Raw genomic sequence first — 15729 nt, 5'->3', positions numbered from 1 at the left:
AGAAGCCCGCCCTGTGCGGGCTTTCTTGTTTCTGGCTATCCATCCCTGTCTACCCCTATAACTTCACGCCGTGTATGCCCACGTGTATGCTTTGAGATTCATTGAACTGGAGGCATACACGCAGTGAAGCGTACTGAAATCAAACGCCGCCCACTGGCCGACACTACTCTCGCAGGATTGGAGCCGGAGAATACGACGTACCGGGAGCAAGACGGCAACGGCTTGTATTTTCGGGTGAAGGCAAATGGGCAGAAGTCGTGGGAGTTGCGCTACAAAAAACCAGATGGGAAATGGTCCTGGCTGGGCCTAGGCGGTTACCCCGAAATCAGTGGTTCGCTAGCCAGGCAGAAGGCGGCGCAACTGCGGGATGACGCATCGACTGGTAAAAATCCTTTAGTCAGTAAGCAGGCTCGTAAGATTGCTGACCGAGTGGCTGCCAACAACACTTTCGAAGCATTAGGCCGCGAATGGTTTGAGGCTAGGCGCTCAAGCTGGGAAGCCGGCACGTCCCGTCGAGTCCTTGGAGCCCTGGAGCTTCACGTATTCCCCGTTTTCGGCAAACGCATCTACACAGAAATACTGCCCCTTGAATGGATGGAGTTTCTGCGCGGCATGGAGCAGAAAGGGATCATTGAGCAAATGGGCAGAGTTCGGGCTTTCTGCAAAGAGATCTATGACTTGGCACGCGTGACAGGTCGAGCGATCCACAACCCCCTTGAAGGCCTCAATAAATTTCTACAGACGCGCAGTGCTGAAAATTATGCACACGTATCAATAGAAGAGTTGCCTGCATTACTTCGCGCCATCAACTCTTACCCTCACGCGAAGGACGTCCGTCTAGGTCTTCAGTTGCTGGCCTTATTAGCGGCACGCCCGAGTGAGATTCGAGAAGCACGCTGGTCAGAGATCGACCTCAACAAAAAGCTATGGACGATTCCAGCCGAGCGAATGAAGCGTCGGCGCGAGCATGTAGTGCCTCTATCTCGCCAGGCCATTGAAGCGATAACGGAGCTGCGCACGCTAACAGGGGCATACCCCCTTCTCTTCCCTGGCAGAAAAGACCGAACCATCCCCCGTAGCAATACCGTCTTTCTGATGGCGCTGCGCAGACTGGGATACGCGGGCCGGCAAACAGGCCATGGCTTCCGCCATATCGCGAGCACGATCCTTAATGAACAGGGCTTTGACGAGAACCACATTGAGGCCCAGCTTTCTCATGTAAAAGAGGGAATTGCTGGGGTGTATAACAAAGCGGTGTACCTGCCTCAGCGCAAAGTCATGATGCAATGGTATGCAGATCACCTCGATGAACTAGCCACTGGCAACGTGGTGCAAGGTCAATTTGGAAAGGTGATATGAGAGTTCTTATCCATCCCTCCTCCAAAAGCGGTGTAACGCGTGTTACTCGTGTAACACAACTTTCCAACCGACTGAATTCGTTGGCTTTTTTTCCTGTAACACGTTCTTGCGACATCCAACATTTTCCGTGTAACGCCGACTTACTGTGTAACGCCAGAACAAGCCCTCACTTGCTGCAGGCCGACGTTCGGCGCTCGCGACTAAAGCGCGACTCTCGCTGGTTACGCCTGCAAAACATAGGGCGTGGGATCGAGCATTACACGATGCTAGAGATACTTAGCGATGACTGACCACCAAATCGCTTCCCGTACGGCGCTGACGTCTGGCTTGATCGCGTATCTCTCCGCTCAACCGCTCTACGAGCTCTGCCGTGAACAGCTCACTGACGTGTGTTACTTGATCGATCAGTGTTGTCTGCGCATCCAGAATGGCGGCATAAATAGCGACCTCAGCAGCATGTGCATCAAGACCACCGTGCATGAGGAGACCATTTACCAGTATGCGTCCACCGACCACAGAGCGCGCCTCGCGCATTGGGTTCGTCAGTACAGCAACTGCAACTCGGCTTCGGATCGCGAGGCGCATGCTGCCTACATCATGGCCTGCGCAGTCAAAGCATTGGGAGTTCTTAACGACTGGATGCACGCCGCCGATAAAGCAGTCTGGTTGCATATCGCGGTGCCTTCGACCGATTGGCCATGGGAACTTTACTGCCAATTCGTGGAGTCGCAGGTCAATACGGATGAGCGTACCCAGGCACTCGATGAGTATGTCTTTCATTTGGAGCCGATCACCGCCCTACCCTGCTTAATTGATGATGAACTGACGCCCGTCGCTGATCTGGCGATCAGGCGCGCCATCCGCAGCAAAGGCGGCATCATCAGTGCGATGGAGCGTAGCAAGGACACCAGTGCCCGAGACGCCGCAATCGTTAAGCAAGGGGAGCACTATTTGGCAAAAGGCATGTCGGAACGAAATGTCAAAACGGCGGTGCACGCTTGGCTGAAACGTGAGGTCGCTAAACCTCCCAAACAGCGCCCCGAGTGGGTCGCCCTCGAAACCGAAAAGGCGCTGACGCGTAAAAGCGTAGAGGCGATTCTCAAACGCAACTTCGTGGTGTAAACCTGAAATTTCAATTGGAAGTTAACTGCTCACCGCCGCTCAATCTCTAGACCATTGCTCTCGTCAGTCCAAACCAATCGAGAGCAATGCCAATGACCAAGAACTTCGCCCACCTGCCCGCTCCAACCTTCTCAAGTCTTGCCAGCCCCTTCGACTCCACTTCCGCCGTACCTGACTTAGCCACTCCATTTGACCCCGCCACCACCCTCATCAGAATGCCGCGTCTTGAGATCGCTACGGGACTTAAGCGCTCGACGATCTACAAACTGATGCAGTGCCCTGAAAGTGGTTTCCCGTTGCCCGTCAAACTGAGCAACAGCAACGCACGTGGTGCACCGGTTGCCTGGGTTTTTTCTGAAGTGCAGAGCTGGGTCAAAAGTCGTATTGAAGCCCGCGACCAGGTGGCCGCATGAAGCGCAATTACTGCCCTTTCAAGGGGCCGTTACTCGACTCCTACAGCATCGGATTCCGCCTTTACCAAGCCGGAGCAATCAACTGGCGTCATCGCACCATCGCGGGCGTGAGCTGGAACGGTGAAGAGCAGGAAGCGTTCTTTTTCAGCCCTGACGGCCTCGTTCTCCCACTGAAAGCCAATCCTTGGGAACTGCCCGAACTGATCCGCAAAAACGCGTTGCGCAGAGAGTTTTCGTGCGTCCACGGCACTGGCTATTTCGCCATGAGCGAAAGCCGCCTCGCCTCGCTGAAAACGCGAGGTATGACCGACTGGGTCACCTACTGGCTGGTAGATCAATCGGCCGGGTATGCGAACGATCCGGCGGTCTGGCAACGCATCACGGATGAGGAGCTCGCGCTGGAGAAAACCGCCACCGAGCGCCTTCACAAGAGCATGCGCCTGACCTCGGATCTGACCGAGTATGTGAATGAATGCCTCGCACAGAGCCGTGATTTGCTGGTTGTCGAACACCGCCGCCGCTGCGCCGAGGACAGCAAGATTCTGGCTTGGCTCAAAGGCGAAACACCGCCGCCGCTGCTTGCATTTGCACAGGAGGCAGCATGAGCCGAAAGATCGCCGACAACGCTCTGATGCACCCGTTTTCAATTCTGCGCCGAATTGGCTTTTCGCCCCGCCTCATGCAGCGCCTTGAGAGCTACCGCAGCCAGCAGGACAAACAGGGCCGTGTCGTTAGCGTACTCAGCTGGGCCGACGGCACCTGGTGCGCCCTCTCCCTCCACTGCGAAAAGACCGGAACCGTGATCGTCGATGAAGGCCAGCAAACTCAAGCCTACGAAGACGCACGATCCATGCTCGACGGTGGCTTCCTGCCCCTCCTGTCCCTGCGCTGGGAAGCCCATGTCTGAAACGAAAACGCCTCCGGGAGCGATCCGGAGGCGTTGAGGTAAATCTACATGCACGAACAATTTATGCCGCACCTGAAAATTCCGCAAGTCATCAACGCAGTTGCACTTTCAAAAAACGGGCGTTACTCTCTGGCCGTCGCTGCAAATTCAGCGATTGGGCTTGGCGGTCCAAACAGTACAAGGCGCAACAGCGCCCCCATTACGATTGCAGGCGCTTTTTTGTGCCCGCATTCCCGTGTTATGGCGGGTTGCGTAGGAGCACCCTCGGGTGCGCCGGTCTCCTTGTACGCCGGTCCGCCAATCCTACGCAATCCGTCACCCTAATCTGCTTGGCGGCAGACGGTGGCGGTTCCTCAGTACAAGGAGCCTTCACAAATGCAACACGCCCTCAATCCGTTCAAAATTCGCGCCGCTGCCCATCGTGCAATGGCTCTCGCCGCTTTACACGCCAATTCCAGCCTCGCTACACGCCTCTCCCGCTACAACGACCACATGGCCAAAGCTCGTGCGCTCGAAACCGCAGGCGGTGCCCAATGAACAACGCCCTGAGCTTTTCACTCCCCGAAGATTTGCTGTGCGTTAATCCAACCGTAGAAGCCGGCGTGCCCATCGACGCCATCACCTGCGCCATTGATCGCGCCGATTCGGTGCTGACGCTGCTCGAAGATCACTTCGAAAACGAATCCTCACGTCTCGCCAATCATGTGATCGCAGCCGTCCTTTGGGACGTACGCGGCACGCTCGGTCTGATCAAGACCCTCGCCTTGCACGGTGACACCACCTCGATCCCTGCGGCGCAGAAAGGCGGTGCGCGATGACCACTTCCACCACGCTGGGTCACGCCACATTTACACGCGTGAATGCCACCGACTTGAAATTGTTCCGGGTCAATGCCGGGGTACCGGTCGAAGACGCACTGGAGATGGTTTCCCTGCTGCAGCATCACGCCAACCAGCTCAACTTCGACGCCGCCATGAGCGACAGCGGCGAGCGTTTCAGTTGGCCCGCTCTGTACCTGGGCGAGATGGCCAAAGCCCTGATCGACGACATCAACGACGCGCTGTTTTTGCCGAGGGCTGACGCATGAGCCAACGCCAAAGCAACTCCGCGAAACGTCCCAGCTTCGCCGACGTGAAAGCCGCTGCACTGAAAGACATTAATCGTGTCCTGACGCACTGGCTGCCCAACGGCAAGCGCGTGGACGGCGGCAAGGAATACACCGCCCCCAATCCGACCCGCAGCGATAAACGCGCCGGTTCGCTCAAGATCAGTCTGAGCAAGGGCACCTGGTCCGACTTTGCCACTGGCGACAAGGGCGGCGACCTGATCGATCTGGTGCGTTATCTGGACGGCGGCACCGACGTCGAGGCCTGTAAAAAACTGGCAGATCTGCTCAACGTTTCGCCCGGCGCCGCACAGGCGAAGCCAGCGCCCGCCAAGACAAAAGCACCTGAGTGGAGTGCCATTCAGCCGATCCCGGCCGAGGCCATTAACAAGTGCCCGGCCAAGCACCGGCAACACGGCGCGCCGTCCAAGGTGTGGATCTATCGTGATGCACAGGGCCGGCCACTCATGGCGCTCTACCGCTTCGACCTCGGTCCCGATGAAGACGGCAAGCCGAAGAAGGTCTTTGCGCCACTGACGTGGTGCCAGCGCGCCGATGGCCAGACCACGCAATGGCGTTGGCAGGGGCTGCCGGATCCGCGTCCACTGCTGCACCTTGATGAACTGGCCCAACGCGCAGATGCGCCGGTTGCCCTGTGCGAAGGCGAGAAAGCCGCCGACGCCGCCGCTGAATTACTGACGGGCTACGTGGCCACCTGCTGGCCGAACGGTTCCAACTCCTGGCACAAGGCCGACCTGACGCCGCTCAAGGGTCGAAACGTGCTGTTGTGGCCGGACAACGATGTCAGCGGTAAAGCCTGCATGGAAACCGTCGCCGACAAGCTGCGTGAGATCGGCGCCGCCTCGGTTCGAGTCATCGCGTTGGACGTGTTCAAACGCAAGCCCACGCTGAAGAATGAACGCGCCGCCTTCGCCAAAGGTGGTCAATGGGACGACGGCGACGATGCCGCTGATGCACTCGCCAAGGGCTGGACAACTGCCCATTTCGCTGAGCTGGAAAGCAGCGGTGAACTGTTTGGTGTGGTTGTCGAAAAGCCAGAGCCTGAGCAGGCCCAGACCAAGCCGGAACCTAAAACAAAAGCACCGGCCAAGCGACCGGCGAAACCTAAGAATGACCTGATGCCCGGTGGCTTTCGCCTCACGTCCGAAGGTGTGTTTTATTCCGGCGAAGACGGCGAAGCGCGCCCGGTGTGTTCGCCTCTGGAAATCCTCGCCCGTACCCGCGACGACAAAGGCCAGAACTGGGGCCTACTCGTCGAGTTCGACGATCCCGACGGCGCCAAGAAGCGCTGGAATATCCCGGCGCGCACCATGACCGGCGACTTCGGCAAAGACGTGCTTGGCCCGTTGGTGGATATGGGTCTGCGTCTCGCCGGTAGTCGCTCCGGACGCAATGCACGTAACGACCTGCAAAGTTACCTCGGCGGCTTCGACAGCGCGCAAAGGGCACGACTGGTCACCCGCTTGGGTTGGCACGACAGCGCCTTTCTGCTGCCCGAGCAACAGGTCGGCGCGCACAGCGAACACCTGCACTTCTACGAGGCCGGCTCACAGCTTCCGCCGATCAGCGAAGGAGGCACGCTTGAGCAGTGGCAAGAGCAGATTGGCGCACTGTGCATCGGTAACCATCGCTTGGCGTTCGTCGTCGGAGTGGCTTTTGCTGGCCCGCTGCTGCACATGCTCGGCCATGAGTCGGGTGGTTTCCACTTGTACGGCGACAGCTCAGGCGGCAAGACCACGCACCTGCAAGTGGCTGCCTCGATCTACGGCGGGCCGCGTCTGGTGCGTTCGTGGCGCTCCACCGACAACGCGCTCGAATCCATCGCCGCCGCGCATTCCGACGGCCTTCTGGTGCTGGATGAAATCGGCATGTGCGACCCACGCATCATTGGCGAGACGGTGTACATGCTCGGAAACGGCACCGGCAAGGCACGCGCCAATGACCGTGGTCAAGCAGGCCGACAGGTGCAGGAGTGGCGCTTGCTGTTTCTCTCCACCGGAGAGAAGACGCTGGCCCAGCACATGGCCGAGGCCAACAAGGAGCTGAAAGCGGGCATGGAGGTGCGCATGCTCGCGGTCCCGGCTGATGCAAGCAAAGGCCTCGGCATGTTCGACGCGCTCAACGGCTTCGAGGATGCGGCGGCTCTGGCTGACGCGCTGAAAGCACGGGTAGCGAAGTATTACGGCACTCCACTCACTGCGTTCCTCACAGCTCTGTGCGAGCCGGGCAAACGTCACGGTTGGTCCGCCATCCTACGCCGCACGCTGGAAGGGTTTATCGCCCAATCGCTACCGGCCTCCGCCAGCGGACAAGCGCACCGTGCAGCTGCTCGTTTCGGCCTCGCCGCCGCAGCAGGTGAGCTGGCCACCGCGATGGGGATTACTGGCTGGCCTGATGGAACTGCAACCACCGCCGCTCGCGTGTGCCTCAACGCTTGGATGAACGAGCGCGGTGGCGCCGGGAACTTCGAAGGTGATGCGATCTTGGCGCGCCTGCGCCAGGTCATCGAGCGCTTCGGCGAAAGCCGCTTCACCCGCTGGGAATCGGCGGCGGCAAAGATCGACGAACACGGCCCGCGCACCATCGACCGCCTTGGCTTTCGCAAGACGCTTGAGCACGGCCTGGGTGATGCGCTGCACACCACCAACACCTATTACGTGCTGCCCGAGGCATGGCGCTCGGAGATCTTCCGGGGCATGAACATCAACGCCGTGAACAAGGAGCTGCTGCAGCGCGGTGTATTGGAACCGAGCAGCGACGGCAAGGCGTCGAGCCTGGTCCGGCTGCCCGGCCTCGGTCAGCAACGCTGCTACATCGTGAAGACGATTCCGGGAATGGATGAGAGCGAGGCTCGGGCTGCCTGAGGGCATCTCCGCTGATTGAGGTAGCGCCGGCTTATTCCCGGCCTCGCCAGCCACTCAACCAACCCACAATCGAATTGAACAGAGACTAAACAGATGAATGAGATTCAAGACCTGAAAGACCGCCGGGACCAACTGCTGAACGAGGCAGAGCGACTGCACGCCGAACTGCTGCCCCTTGAGGCCGTGCTGGAAAGTGAAGACCCCATCGAGCCGGATCGGAAACGCGAACTGCGGGACAAGTACAACGAGCTGAAAAGGAATTTCGATTCGCGCAACAACAATGCCGACCTTCTGGATCGGAAGATCAGTCGCCGTGAGAACCTCGCCAATTGCGATTCCCTGATGGCGGGTTACATCGAGGCGATGGATAACTGGACTGCCGATGAGCAGGAGTTAAACGAAAAGCGCCAAAGCCTCAGCACCCGCCTGGAACAGATCCAACAACAGGCAGTACAGGACATGGCCAGCGCTCGCCAGGCCGAAACGGAAGCTGCCACTGCGTATGCGCAGGCGGTCGCGTGGGGCGATACCGAAGGCGAGAAGACCGCCAACGCCGATGCCCAAAAGGCCGCGAAGAATCTAGCAGCAGCCGCCGAGCATAATCGTCGGCAGACTCTAATCATGGCCGCTCTGGAGCAGGAGCTGGCCACCGTAGATAAATACATCGCCGAAGCACAGGAAAAGCATAAGGGGATAGAACGCACCGCCCTCTGGCTCTCGCAAACGGTACTGGAGGAGCAATGGAACGAGGCAGCAAAAGCGTTATTCGAGGTGGGTGGAAAGCTGTGGGCAAATTACAGGCTGCTGGGGCTTGATCAGGTGGGACTGATGAAGCTGGCCGTTCCAGAGGAAGGCGAAAACTTCGGGAATTGGACGTGGCATGAACTTTCCGACCGCTCGCGCCAATACACCGCGCGGGACCTACTCCAGCTCAACGAGCTGCCGATACCGCAACAGCCTGAACAAATGAGCGAACTGGAACAACGCGAGGACGAACGCAATGAACAAGCGACTACAGAACAGCACGAGCTGGTCTGACACGCTCAAAATTCGGAAGGCTTATCTGAACGACCTGCTGAAAATCATAAGCGCGGGTGCGGGAAAAACCAGTCAAATGCAAACACTGACCATCAACGCGATTAAAGCGGAAATGGTGCTCATTGATAGCCAACTGAATCGCCGAAAATAGTGCTGAACTTGTAACCAGCATAATCTATCTTAATAACCACGCACGACCACACTGAGCAAAGGAAACACAATGTCCAAACTCGCAGAATTCCGCCAACTGGAAAAACATCTCGCCGAACAACTCCAGGCACTGGAAGCACTGAAAGGTGATGATGGACTGAAGAAAGAAATCGAATTCGAAACGAAGCTGCGCAAGCTGCTCGATCACTATGGTTTCAGCCTCAAGCACATCATCAATCTGCTGGATCCGCACTCCACGGCCCCTCGCAAATCTGCGGCTTCACCCGCCAGCACCCGCAAACCACGCGCACTCAAAACCTACAAAAATCCGAATACTGGTGAGGTGATCGAAACCAAGGGGGGAATCACAAAGCTTTGAAAGAGTGGAAGGAAAAGCACGGCGCCGACGTCGTCGAGGGATGGTTGAAAAAGTAAGATAGCTTCATCTGAAAAAGGGCCCGGATGGGCCCTTTTTGGTGATTACGCTCGACTCAGTAATTCGCTATAAAAACGCATGATATCGGCGATTAGTCATATTAAGTGAAAATTCAAAATGACTATTCTGATTATTAATAACAGACACTTTAAATTAAATGTTCGTCAGTAAATAGCCGATTGAAGAATGCTGCGCTGGTATATGCGGCGTAGGATTGCCACATATCATTCTTCTCGGCGTCTGCGTAATCACAAACTGACTTAATAGCGATGGGGATCGGTGATGGCTTACAAGCAAAGTCAGCAGAGGCCATAACTGCGTACGCTTCCATCTCAACTCCAAGAACTTCTCTATTTTGAGCCGTTATTGGTTGCATTGCATCGCTAGTAGCCAATACAGCAGCTCCAGAAGCCATTGGCCCTACCCTGATAGTCAATTTCCCCTCAGGTACGTCTCCCCCATCCATATTGTATCTCTCGAGCGGTCTTTTCATCGCTCGCTAACTCCATAGCAAGCTGCGATATATGAGTATCCAGTGGATGCGGGTACGGAGCAGCCATAAACACTCTGGTTCCATCAGCCATTTCTGCGTGCTTTCCACTCCCCCAGTCCCAAGACGGATCCGCAACTATTACGTCGCCGTAATTAGTCTTATTTTTAACCCCTGCGCATATACCCAGCATAACGACAAATTTCGGACGGAATTTAGCCACCATTTTGGACGCTAATGCCGCCGAAGATGGCATACCTTTGCGCCGAGAGGACGCTGCCACGACACTAAGATGCCCGTGCTCTCTCGGTATCTCACCGACATGGTAGCCTGTCGGATCATCTCCAAATCGCAAGGCTTTCCAAGCATACGGTAGTTTCAATACGGCACTTAGCTCTGGTTCCCCCAAGGCGGTCAGAATAACAACATCAAAACGTGGAGAGGCCGCACTTAGCCTTACTCTCCGCTGAAAGGCGTATTTTATTTTCCCCAAAAGTATTTTTTTCCAAGCGCCCGAAGTACCTTCGCTATAAGAGCAGAAAATTGCACCGCGGTCATTCACTGCTTCCTCGGCCTCTTTTACGTTATCTTCAAGGCCTGACAAAAATATAACATCTGGGAGCAGTATCGCCTTATCAAGCATTAGGATATCAAAAAATCTAGTCCCCCATTGCGCGTTGGCGAAGAGCCTAGCGCCGCAGGCAGATTCAGATCAATGATTAAAAGATCATACTCTGCTGCCTGGAGTTTACGACGGGCCTCGTTGGAGGTGCTAGCATGCTCAATTATAACAGAGTCATCAAAAGCCATCGCAACTTCAGAAATGGCTGAAATTTTCGTATATTCATCATCAATAATAAGGATTTTAATCATTAAAGGTCAGCCCTAATATTACGAATAAGAGTTTTAAGTGAGGACCGCCAGCCGTCTTCCGCTGGATTATAGTACACGGAGCCACGGAACGTCGGCTGAAACTGAAATGCAAGTTTTTCGACCAACTGATCTAAAGAAACTTTTTGATGAGTTATCACCAAAGGCATCAAACATAGTTACAACGATAGTAGGAGTTTGAATTCCTCGCAATTTCATTTGGGCAAGAAGCTCGCTACCAGCAAAGCTTTCAGGGTTACCACCACCTGGTTCGCTGGGGCTGACATCGTAATTAGGCATGCTCATATCGAGCAGAATAAAATCATATATCTTATTGCCTTTAATCACAGCCCTCAAGCCGCTGTTATATGACTTCGCTGTTTCGATCGAGTAGCCAGAAAACTCAGTCGTTATAAACTCCTCAAGAATTTTCAGCTTATCCTCATCATCTTCAATTATAAGCATTTTCATCATTACCAACCTCGGTCTTAAAGCTAACGATAACTTCAAAAGTTCCGGAATCTGTGAACCCAAATTCTAAAGAAGGCTCCAAATATTGAGGTGCCTTAATTATAGCCCATAGCTTGTGAAACCCGCTCCTACCCTCTTTCTGGGCATTATTTCGAGTATCATCCTTGGTCAATTCTGTTCTAATACGTTGCAGTCTACCCTCATCACGCTCATCAAACGTCTTGGAAAAGACTGAATTGCGAAGAGTCGCTTTGAAACAATCCATCAATGAACTCAAGATCAGCAACTACCTTGAGATTTAGCAAGCTTTCACCCGAGTGCCCTATGGCATTCTCGAAGAGAATCACAAAACATATCCACCATGGCGTCTAAGCTTCGCCCCGGCATTGTCCCCTGCACCTCAGAGATATTGAGCTTTACGCCCTCCCAATCTCCTGCGCCTGAAATGGAATTACGTATCATATTGGTAGCAATAAGGACAGGAAACTCTATAGCGTAATCTTGGCGATCATATACCTCACTGCGCTTGAACCATGAAGTTACATTATGCAACTGTGTCTGAGTACTAGTACGAGCGCGATTTAAATGATTATAAACTTCCCCAAGCGATCGGAAAAGCTCAACGTACTCAGCGATCGCTGCAACTCATCAAAAGCCGTCATTAACTTCTGACGAATATCAGTCCGTAGCACTTGCTGCACATGAACTAGATTAGCATCGGTTTTATCCCACAACGTTTGCACACACAAATCAATAAACTCGTCGAGACTTTTCACCTTAGCGTCATTGGTCTGCATATACATGCGCTCCAAATTCGTTGTTTGATAAGAAAACAACGCTAAGCGGTTACTGTCCTTGGTTATCAGTTCATGAGTAACTTTTACTTGAATAAGACTATCTTTCACATATGAGATAATTGAATCAAGAGTGATCGCAAAATTTTCCAATATCACTGAAAGTTCATTATTTTCTTCCTGATCGAGCCCATTCAGTGTTTGCGCCCAATGATAGTTTGGAACATACGAGGAAGATCCTTCTTTGCGCTCGGTTACTAAGTACTCATCCGCTGCCGGCTTACGTAATGCGTTGCTAAGCTTCCCATGTCTTACCCGAGTGCTAAGGTATGCATTCAAACCATGATCCCCACGAAGGAATTCGTTCGTGACCTCGGCAAACATTGCGGCAAACTGTAAGTCAAGCTCACTCGGCGCCTTCGTACTAACAAGATGCATTGTTGACATTATTTGAGTTATGGACATGTCACTTCCCGACAATGAAAGAACGTCGGAAATAACATCCATAAGCGGGTTACCAGGCGCTCCCATACTAGGTGCGGCGGACTTATATCTTGCATAAGCGTCACCTAGCTTACTTCTAAGAGCCTTCTTAATAGCAGCGATATCAACGTAAACCTTACTTTGCTCAACCAGATTTGTTGCTTTCGCTATTTCTAAAGTTTTAACACGTTCGCGAATTTCTGCCAGATACCTCAATGAATTTACACTGTCGATATCCGCCAGAACTTGGCATACCTTAATCCTCTCCTCTTCAATCTCTCTAGTTCCTTCATAAAGAACCGTCTGCCGCATGACTTCAGGCCGCCATACGCTATCTAGATAGAAAACAACCTTACTCAGTCCGAACTCAGAAACGCGATCTTTAAGTTCAGAAGGCGCCGATATATTAAACTCAGTTTGGAATCGTTCAAACGCATACCTTAAATGTGTCATCCGATCATTTGAAACAAATGAAGTGTACAGCTCAAATGCGAGTGGCAGACATATAGATTCAGGCCAGTTTTCTGGAAGATCTAGCCTGGAAACGATTTCATACAGGGAAGTTGCTGTAGGCGCATGCGGCCACTTTAGATATCCTGTAACGAGTAGTTCGACCGACTTTGAGAACTGCCCATTTCGTGAATAAGAAATAGCCGCAGCAGCTGAAGCACGCAGGGAGTCAGCCCCATTCGAGTTAGCTACCAAGCCATTCGAAGTTTTCAATTGCCGTATCGTAATCCCCCCAGCGAGCGCATAGCTACCCACGTATCGACGTCTACGCTCCTCACTTATAATTGAAGGGTTAGCGGCGACACCGTAAGTTGCAAGGTGGAATACATCAATAGTACTAGGGAACATACCTCTTTTTACAAAATATTTAATCAAGTGATGCTCTTTATCACTCGAGGGTTGAAGCAGCGCCGTAAAAGGTGTTGGTCTGGGCTCTAAAACGATAAGCCTTCTCAAAGCGAGTGATGGATAATCAAACTTATCACTAGCAAGCTCTAAATTAACCACCCCCGCAAAAACGTTGTCCAAGAGTGGCCATAGAATCGATCGTGCAACGTATACAGAGAAAGCGCGGAAGAATAAGTATCGGCAGTGAGCGATATTATGTTTCGCAAATGCTGCACTATCTCGCCTAAAACACCATCATGCTTCTCTAGATCACCATTTAACTTAAGCTCCGCACGCACTCGCATTACCAATGCACCCATATCATCGGCATGCATAGACAAGTGCGCATCAGCCAACTTCAAAGCATCCTCGTATTTACCCTCCGAATAGGCCTCTATAAAAGCAGACTTACTTGGTACATCCGCGTATATATAGGTATCTGTAATACCAAATGAAATCAAAATCGGGACTAGCCTTCGATCTGAGGTAGATCGAAATAAACGTTGAATCGGTTTCGATAGGATAGGTGCCAACGTAGCTGTAAGCTCTTCGCTTACAGCCATCGTCTGCAACGTAGATATTAAACTTTCATAATGATCGATGGCGCCAAAGTAAGAATCTATAGACAGTGTCAGAGCCAATATATCTATATCTGAATCCAAGTCAAAAGTTTAGCTTTAAAATAGCGATAGGCGACACCCTCATAGATACTGGCCAACTCTCCTTGCAAATAACCAGGTACTGCCGTCCCCTCAATTCTCTTTTCCATGAAGCGCAATAGGGTGCTTAAGAGCACGTTCTCATATATTTCTTCATCATAAACGGCTGCCAGCCGCCTTTTTCTTCTACGCCATCCTGATACTGTGCATTGGCGAGCATATTTTGCATATACCACACTGACCATCCGAAGTCATCGTTAATTTCGGACAATATACTTGTTGCGTTTACTTTATCATTAGAAAGTATTGCGAGTTCAAACAGCTCTTTCAGTCGAACAAAATTCTTAATCCGTTTTCCGTTCAATAAAAGCGTAGTTACTGCCCATATAATCTCATTTGCCAAGACCCCCCCACCAGATGATAGAGGCGTCGAAAAAACCTCCTTAAGGGTTGAGGGAAAAGGCTGACCTTGTATCTGGACCACTTGCTCCTGGCTAATATTCAACCCAGAAAGCAAATCAAAAAATTCATCAGATCGCGTCCTCTCTTCAACCGAGTGATCTGCTCTGAGTTCACGCCAAGACGCTTCTGACTAGCGACTTTCGCCTTCATAGTATGTTGATTTGAAACGGACCTATTTTGTTGCCACTTCGGAATCTTCCTTGGCATAGATAATATCCGGCAATAATTTTTATTCGGAGATATTCATAGTAATCGAATACAACTCTTGGGATCATCGTGCTGGTTGAGTACAACACATCTGCGGCCTAAGTGAGTAGAGCTCTGTGATTCGCCAGTACGTAGGAGCATGACGTCACACCTTGGCTGATGGCCAGTGATGGGTGCAATAAACATTAGCTGCTTGGAATTTACCACGGTAACCGAATGCAATGCGGCTTGGCTCATGGAGTGAGTCTCTATCTGGTTAGATAGCGGTCATTCTTGTTCCTGAAGGCAAAGGGCGAGCCATTCCTCAAAGCATATCATCAGGCGTGGAACCTTGATGTTAACGGAACATCGGACGTCGGTATAAAAGGGTGCCATGGTGAAACGAGCATATTTTGCGGGCTCAGTCACAAGCAAGGTTCGTCCGCGACATGCAGATAGCAGACTTTGACGAGCGCCCTTCTTTGGCCGGCAGCGGCCCTTAAACGCTGAGCTTTTCGCCCCACCAATCGACTAAAAGCGTTACACCGATCTTCATTGTTACACTGCGCACCTGCGATTCATTCAGCTTGTGTAACGAACAATTTATCCTTTAAATACAGTAGCTTATATCTTTTCGTTACACCCGTAACACGAGTTACACGACATTTGTTAGGTATCTGCCCCGCTCCCCATAAGGATGAGTTCCATCAGCGAGGAGACTTCAGCAGAAGCCGGGGGCCCCTGGGGCACAGAGAGACACACGGGGTAGGAAACCCGCCGGACTTTGTTAGCGGACAGGTGCCCAGCTTAGTGAACAGGTGAACCGGGTGAACGCACAGTTCACCAGTGCAATTGCACAAGATGTTGGAAGGTCGCCGGGGACCCTGAGCATTTCTGAATGACATTGGGCAAAGAACCCGCCGAATCGTGTTAACGGCTGGATTTTCTACGTTGGTTGACAGGTTGACGTGGTTGACACCGTCCCCAAGGTTGAAGGGGCTC

General features: G+C 52.8%; 17 protein-coding genes and 2 pseudogenes. 13 read left to right on the top strand and 6 right to left on the bottom strand.

The window, feature by feature from the left end; all coding sequences use genetic code 11:
* Positions 1–123 precede the first annotated feature (123 nt).
* From RHM58_RS09320 to RHM58_RS33960, 13 genes and pseudogenes are all read left to right on the top strand, one after another.
* On the top strand, positions 124–1359 hold the full coding sequence (locus tag RHM58_RS09320) for a tyrosine-type recombinase/integrase (protein ID WP_322270169.1): 1236 nt from the start codon (positions 124–126) through the stop codon (positions 1357–1359).
* 282 nt (positions 1360–1641) lie between these two features.
* Positions 1642–2481 carry a hypothetical protein gene (locus RHM58_RS09315; protein ID WP_322270168.1) on the top strand — a complete coding sequence of 280 codons (840 nt, stop codon included), beginning with the start codon at positions 1642–1644 and terminating at the stop codon, positions 2479–2481.
* A 92-nt stretch (positions 2482–2573) separates the two neighbouring features.
* Positions 2574–2894: a helix-turn-helix transcriptional regulator gene (locus RHM58_RS09310; RefSeq protein WP_322270167.1), complete on the top strand. Its 321-nt coding sequence runs from the start codon at positions 2574–2576 to the stop codon at positions 2892–2894.
* On the top strand, positions 2891–3499 hold the full coding sequence (locus RHM58_RS09305) for a hypothetical protein (RefSeq protein WP_322270166.1): 609 nt from the start codon (positions 2891–2893) through the stop codon (positions 3497–3499). Before RHM58_RS09310 ends, RHM58_RS09305 begins: the two co-directional genes overlap by 4 nt.
* Positions 3496–3801 (top strand): hypothetical protein, encoded by a 306-nt coding sequence (locus tag RHM58_RS09300; protein ID WP_322270165.1) that lies wholly within the window; start codon positions 3496–3498, stop codon positions 3799–3801. Before RHM58_RS09305 ends, RHM58_RS09300 begins: the two co-directional genes overlap by 4 nt.
* A gap of 375 nt (positions 3802–4176) precedes the next feature.
* Positions 4177–4338: a hypothetical protein gene (locus RHM58_RS09295; RefSeq protein ID WP_322270164.1), complete on the top strand. Its 162-nt coding sequence runs from the start codon at positions 4177–4179 to the stop codon at positions 4336–4338.
* The gene (locus RHM58_RS09290) at positions 4335–4619 is read left to right on the top strand and encodes a hypothetical protein (protein ID WP_322270163.1); all 285 of its coding nucleotides are present in this window, start codon (positions 4335–4337) and stop codon (positions 4617–4619) included. The genes RHM58_RS09295 and RHM58_RS09290 overlap by 4 nt, the downstream gene beginning before the upstream one ends.
* Positions 4616–4888, top strand: a complete 273-nt coding sequence (locus tag RHM58_RS09285; RefSeq protein WP_064392095.1) for a DUF3077 domain-containing protein — start codon at positions 4616–4618, stop codon at positions 4886–4888. The genes RHM58_RS09290 and RHM58_RS09285 overlap by 4 nt, the downstream gene beginning before the upstream one ends.
* On the top strand, positions 4885–7791 hold the full coding sequence (locus RHM58_RS09280) for a DUF927 domain-containing protein (RefSeq protein ID WP_322270161.1): 2907 nt from the start codon (positions 4885–4887) through the stop codon (positions 7789–7791). The genes RHM58_RS09285 and RHM58_RS09280 overlap by 4 nt, the downstream gene beginning before the upstream one ends.
* A gap of 93 nt (positions 7792–7884) precedes the next feature.
* A complete protein-coding gene (locus RHM58_RS09275; RefSeq protein WP_322270159.1) occupies positions 7885–8829 on the top strand; it encodes a chromosome segregation protein SMC in 945 nt (314 codons plus the stop codon).
* Positions 8792–8980, top strand: a complete 189-nt coding sequence (locus RHM58_RS09270; RefSeq protein WP_322270158.1) for a hypothetical protein — start codon at positions 8792–8794, stop codon at positions 8978–8980. The genes RHM58_RS09275 and RHM58_RS09270 overlap by 38 nt, the downstream gene beginning before the upstream one ends.
* A 69-nt stretch (positions 8981–9049) precedes the next feature.
* Positions 9050–9292 (top strand): annotated as a pseudogene (locus RHM58_RS09265) (histone-like nucleoid-structuring protein, MvaT/MvaU family); the annotation flags it as partial.
* 30 nt (positions 9293–9322) lie between these two features.
* A pseudogene (locus RHM58_RS33960) lies at positions 9323–9414 on the top strand (hypothetical protein).
* Between the two features lie 149 nt (positions 9415–9563).
* Here the strand turns inward: RHM58_RS33960 and RHM58_RS09260 are convergent.
* The 6 genes from RHM58_RS09260 to RHM58_RS09235 all read right to left on the bottom strand — a co-directional run bounded on the left by RHM58_RS09260 (position 9564) and on the right by RHM58_RS09235 (position 14482).
* Entirely contained in the window at positions 9564–9809 is a 246-nt protein-coding gene (locus tag RHM58_RS09260) for a hypothetical protein (RefSeq protein ID WP_322270157.1), read from the bottom strand.
* A 49-nt stretch (positions 9810–9858) separates the two neighbouring features.
* Positions 9859–10548 (bottom strand): hypothetical protein, encoded by a 690-nt coding sequence (locus RHM58_RS09255; protein ID WP_322270155.1) that lies wholly within the window; start codon positions 10546–10548, stop codon positions 9859–9861.
* Positions 10548–10778 (bottom strand): response regulator, encoded by a 231-nt coding sequence (locus RHM58_RS09250; protein WP_322270154.1) that lies wholly within the window; start codon positions 10776–10778, stop codon positions 10548–10550. The genes RHM58_RS09255 and RHM58_RS09250 overlap by 1 nt, the downstream gene beginning before the upstream one ends.
* A gap of 66 nt (positions 10779–10844) precedes the next feature.
* Positions 10845–11249: a response regulator gene (locus RHM58_RS09245; protein ID WP_322270153.1), complete on the bottom strand. Its 405-nt coding sequence runs from the start codon at positions 11247–11249 to the stop codon at positions 10845–10847.
* Between the two features lie 578 nt (positions 11250–11827).
* Positions 11828–13561, bottom strand: a complete 1734-nt coding sequence (locus tag RHM58_RS09240) for a hypothetical protein (RefSeq protein ID WP_322270152.1) — start codon at positions 13559–13561, stop codon at positions 11828–11830.
* Between the two features lie 645 nt (positions 13562–14206).
* Positions 14207–14482 (bottom strand): hypothetical protein, encoded by a 276-nt coding sequence (locus RHM58_RS09235; RefSeq protein ID WP_322270151.1) that lies wholly within the window; start codon positions 14480–14482, stop codon positions 14207–14209.
* Positions 14483–15729: the final 1247 nt, after the last annotated feature.

Origin of the sequence: Pseudomonas sp. 10S4 (assembly GCF_034344865.1) — a bacterium.
GTDB lineage: Bacteria > Pseudomonadota > Gammaproteobacteria > Pseudomonadales > Pseudomonadaceae > Aquipseudomonas.
Note: the sequence above shows the minus strand (reverse complement) of the source record. Positions and strands in the feature narration are given on the sequence as shown.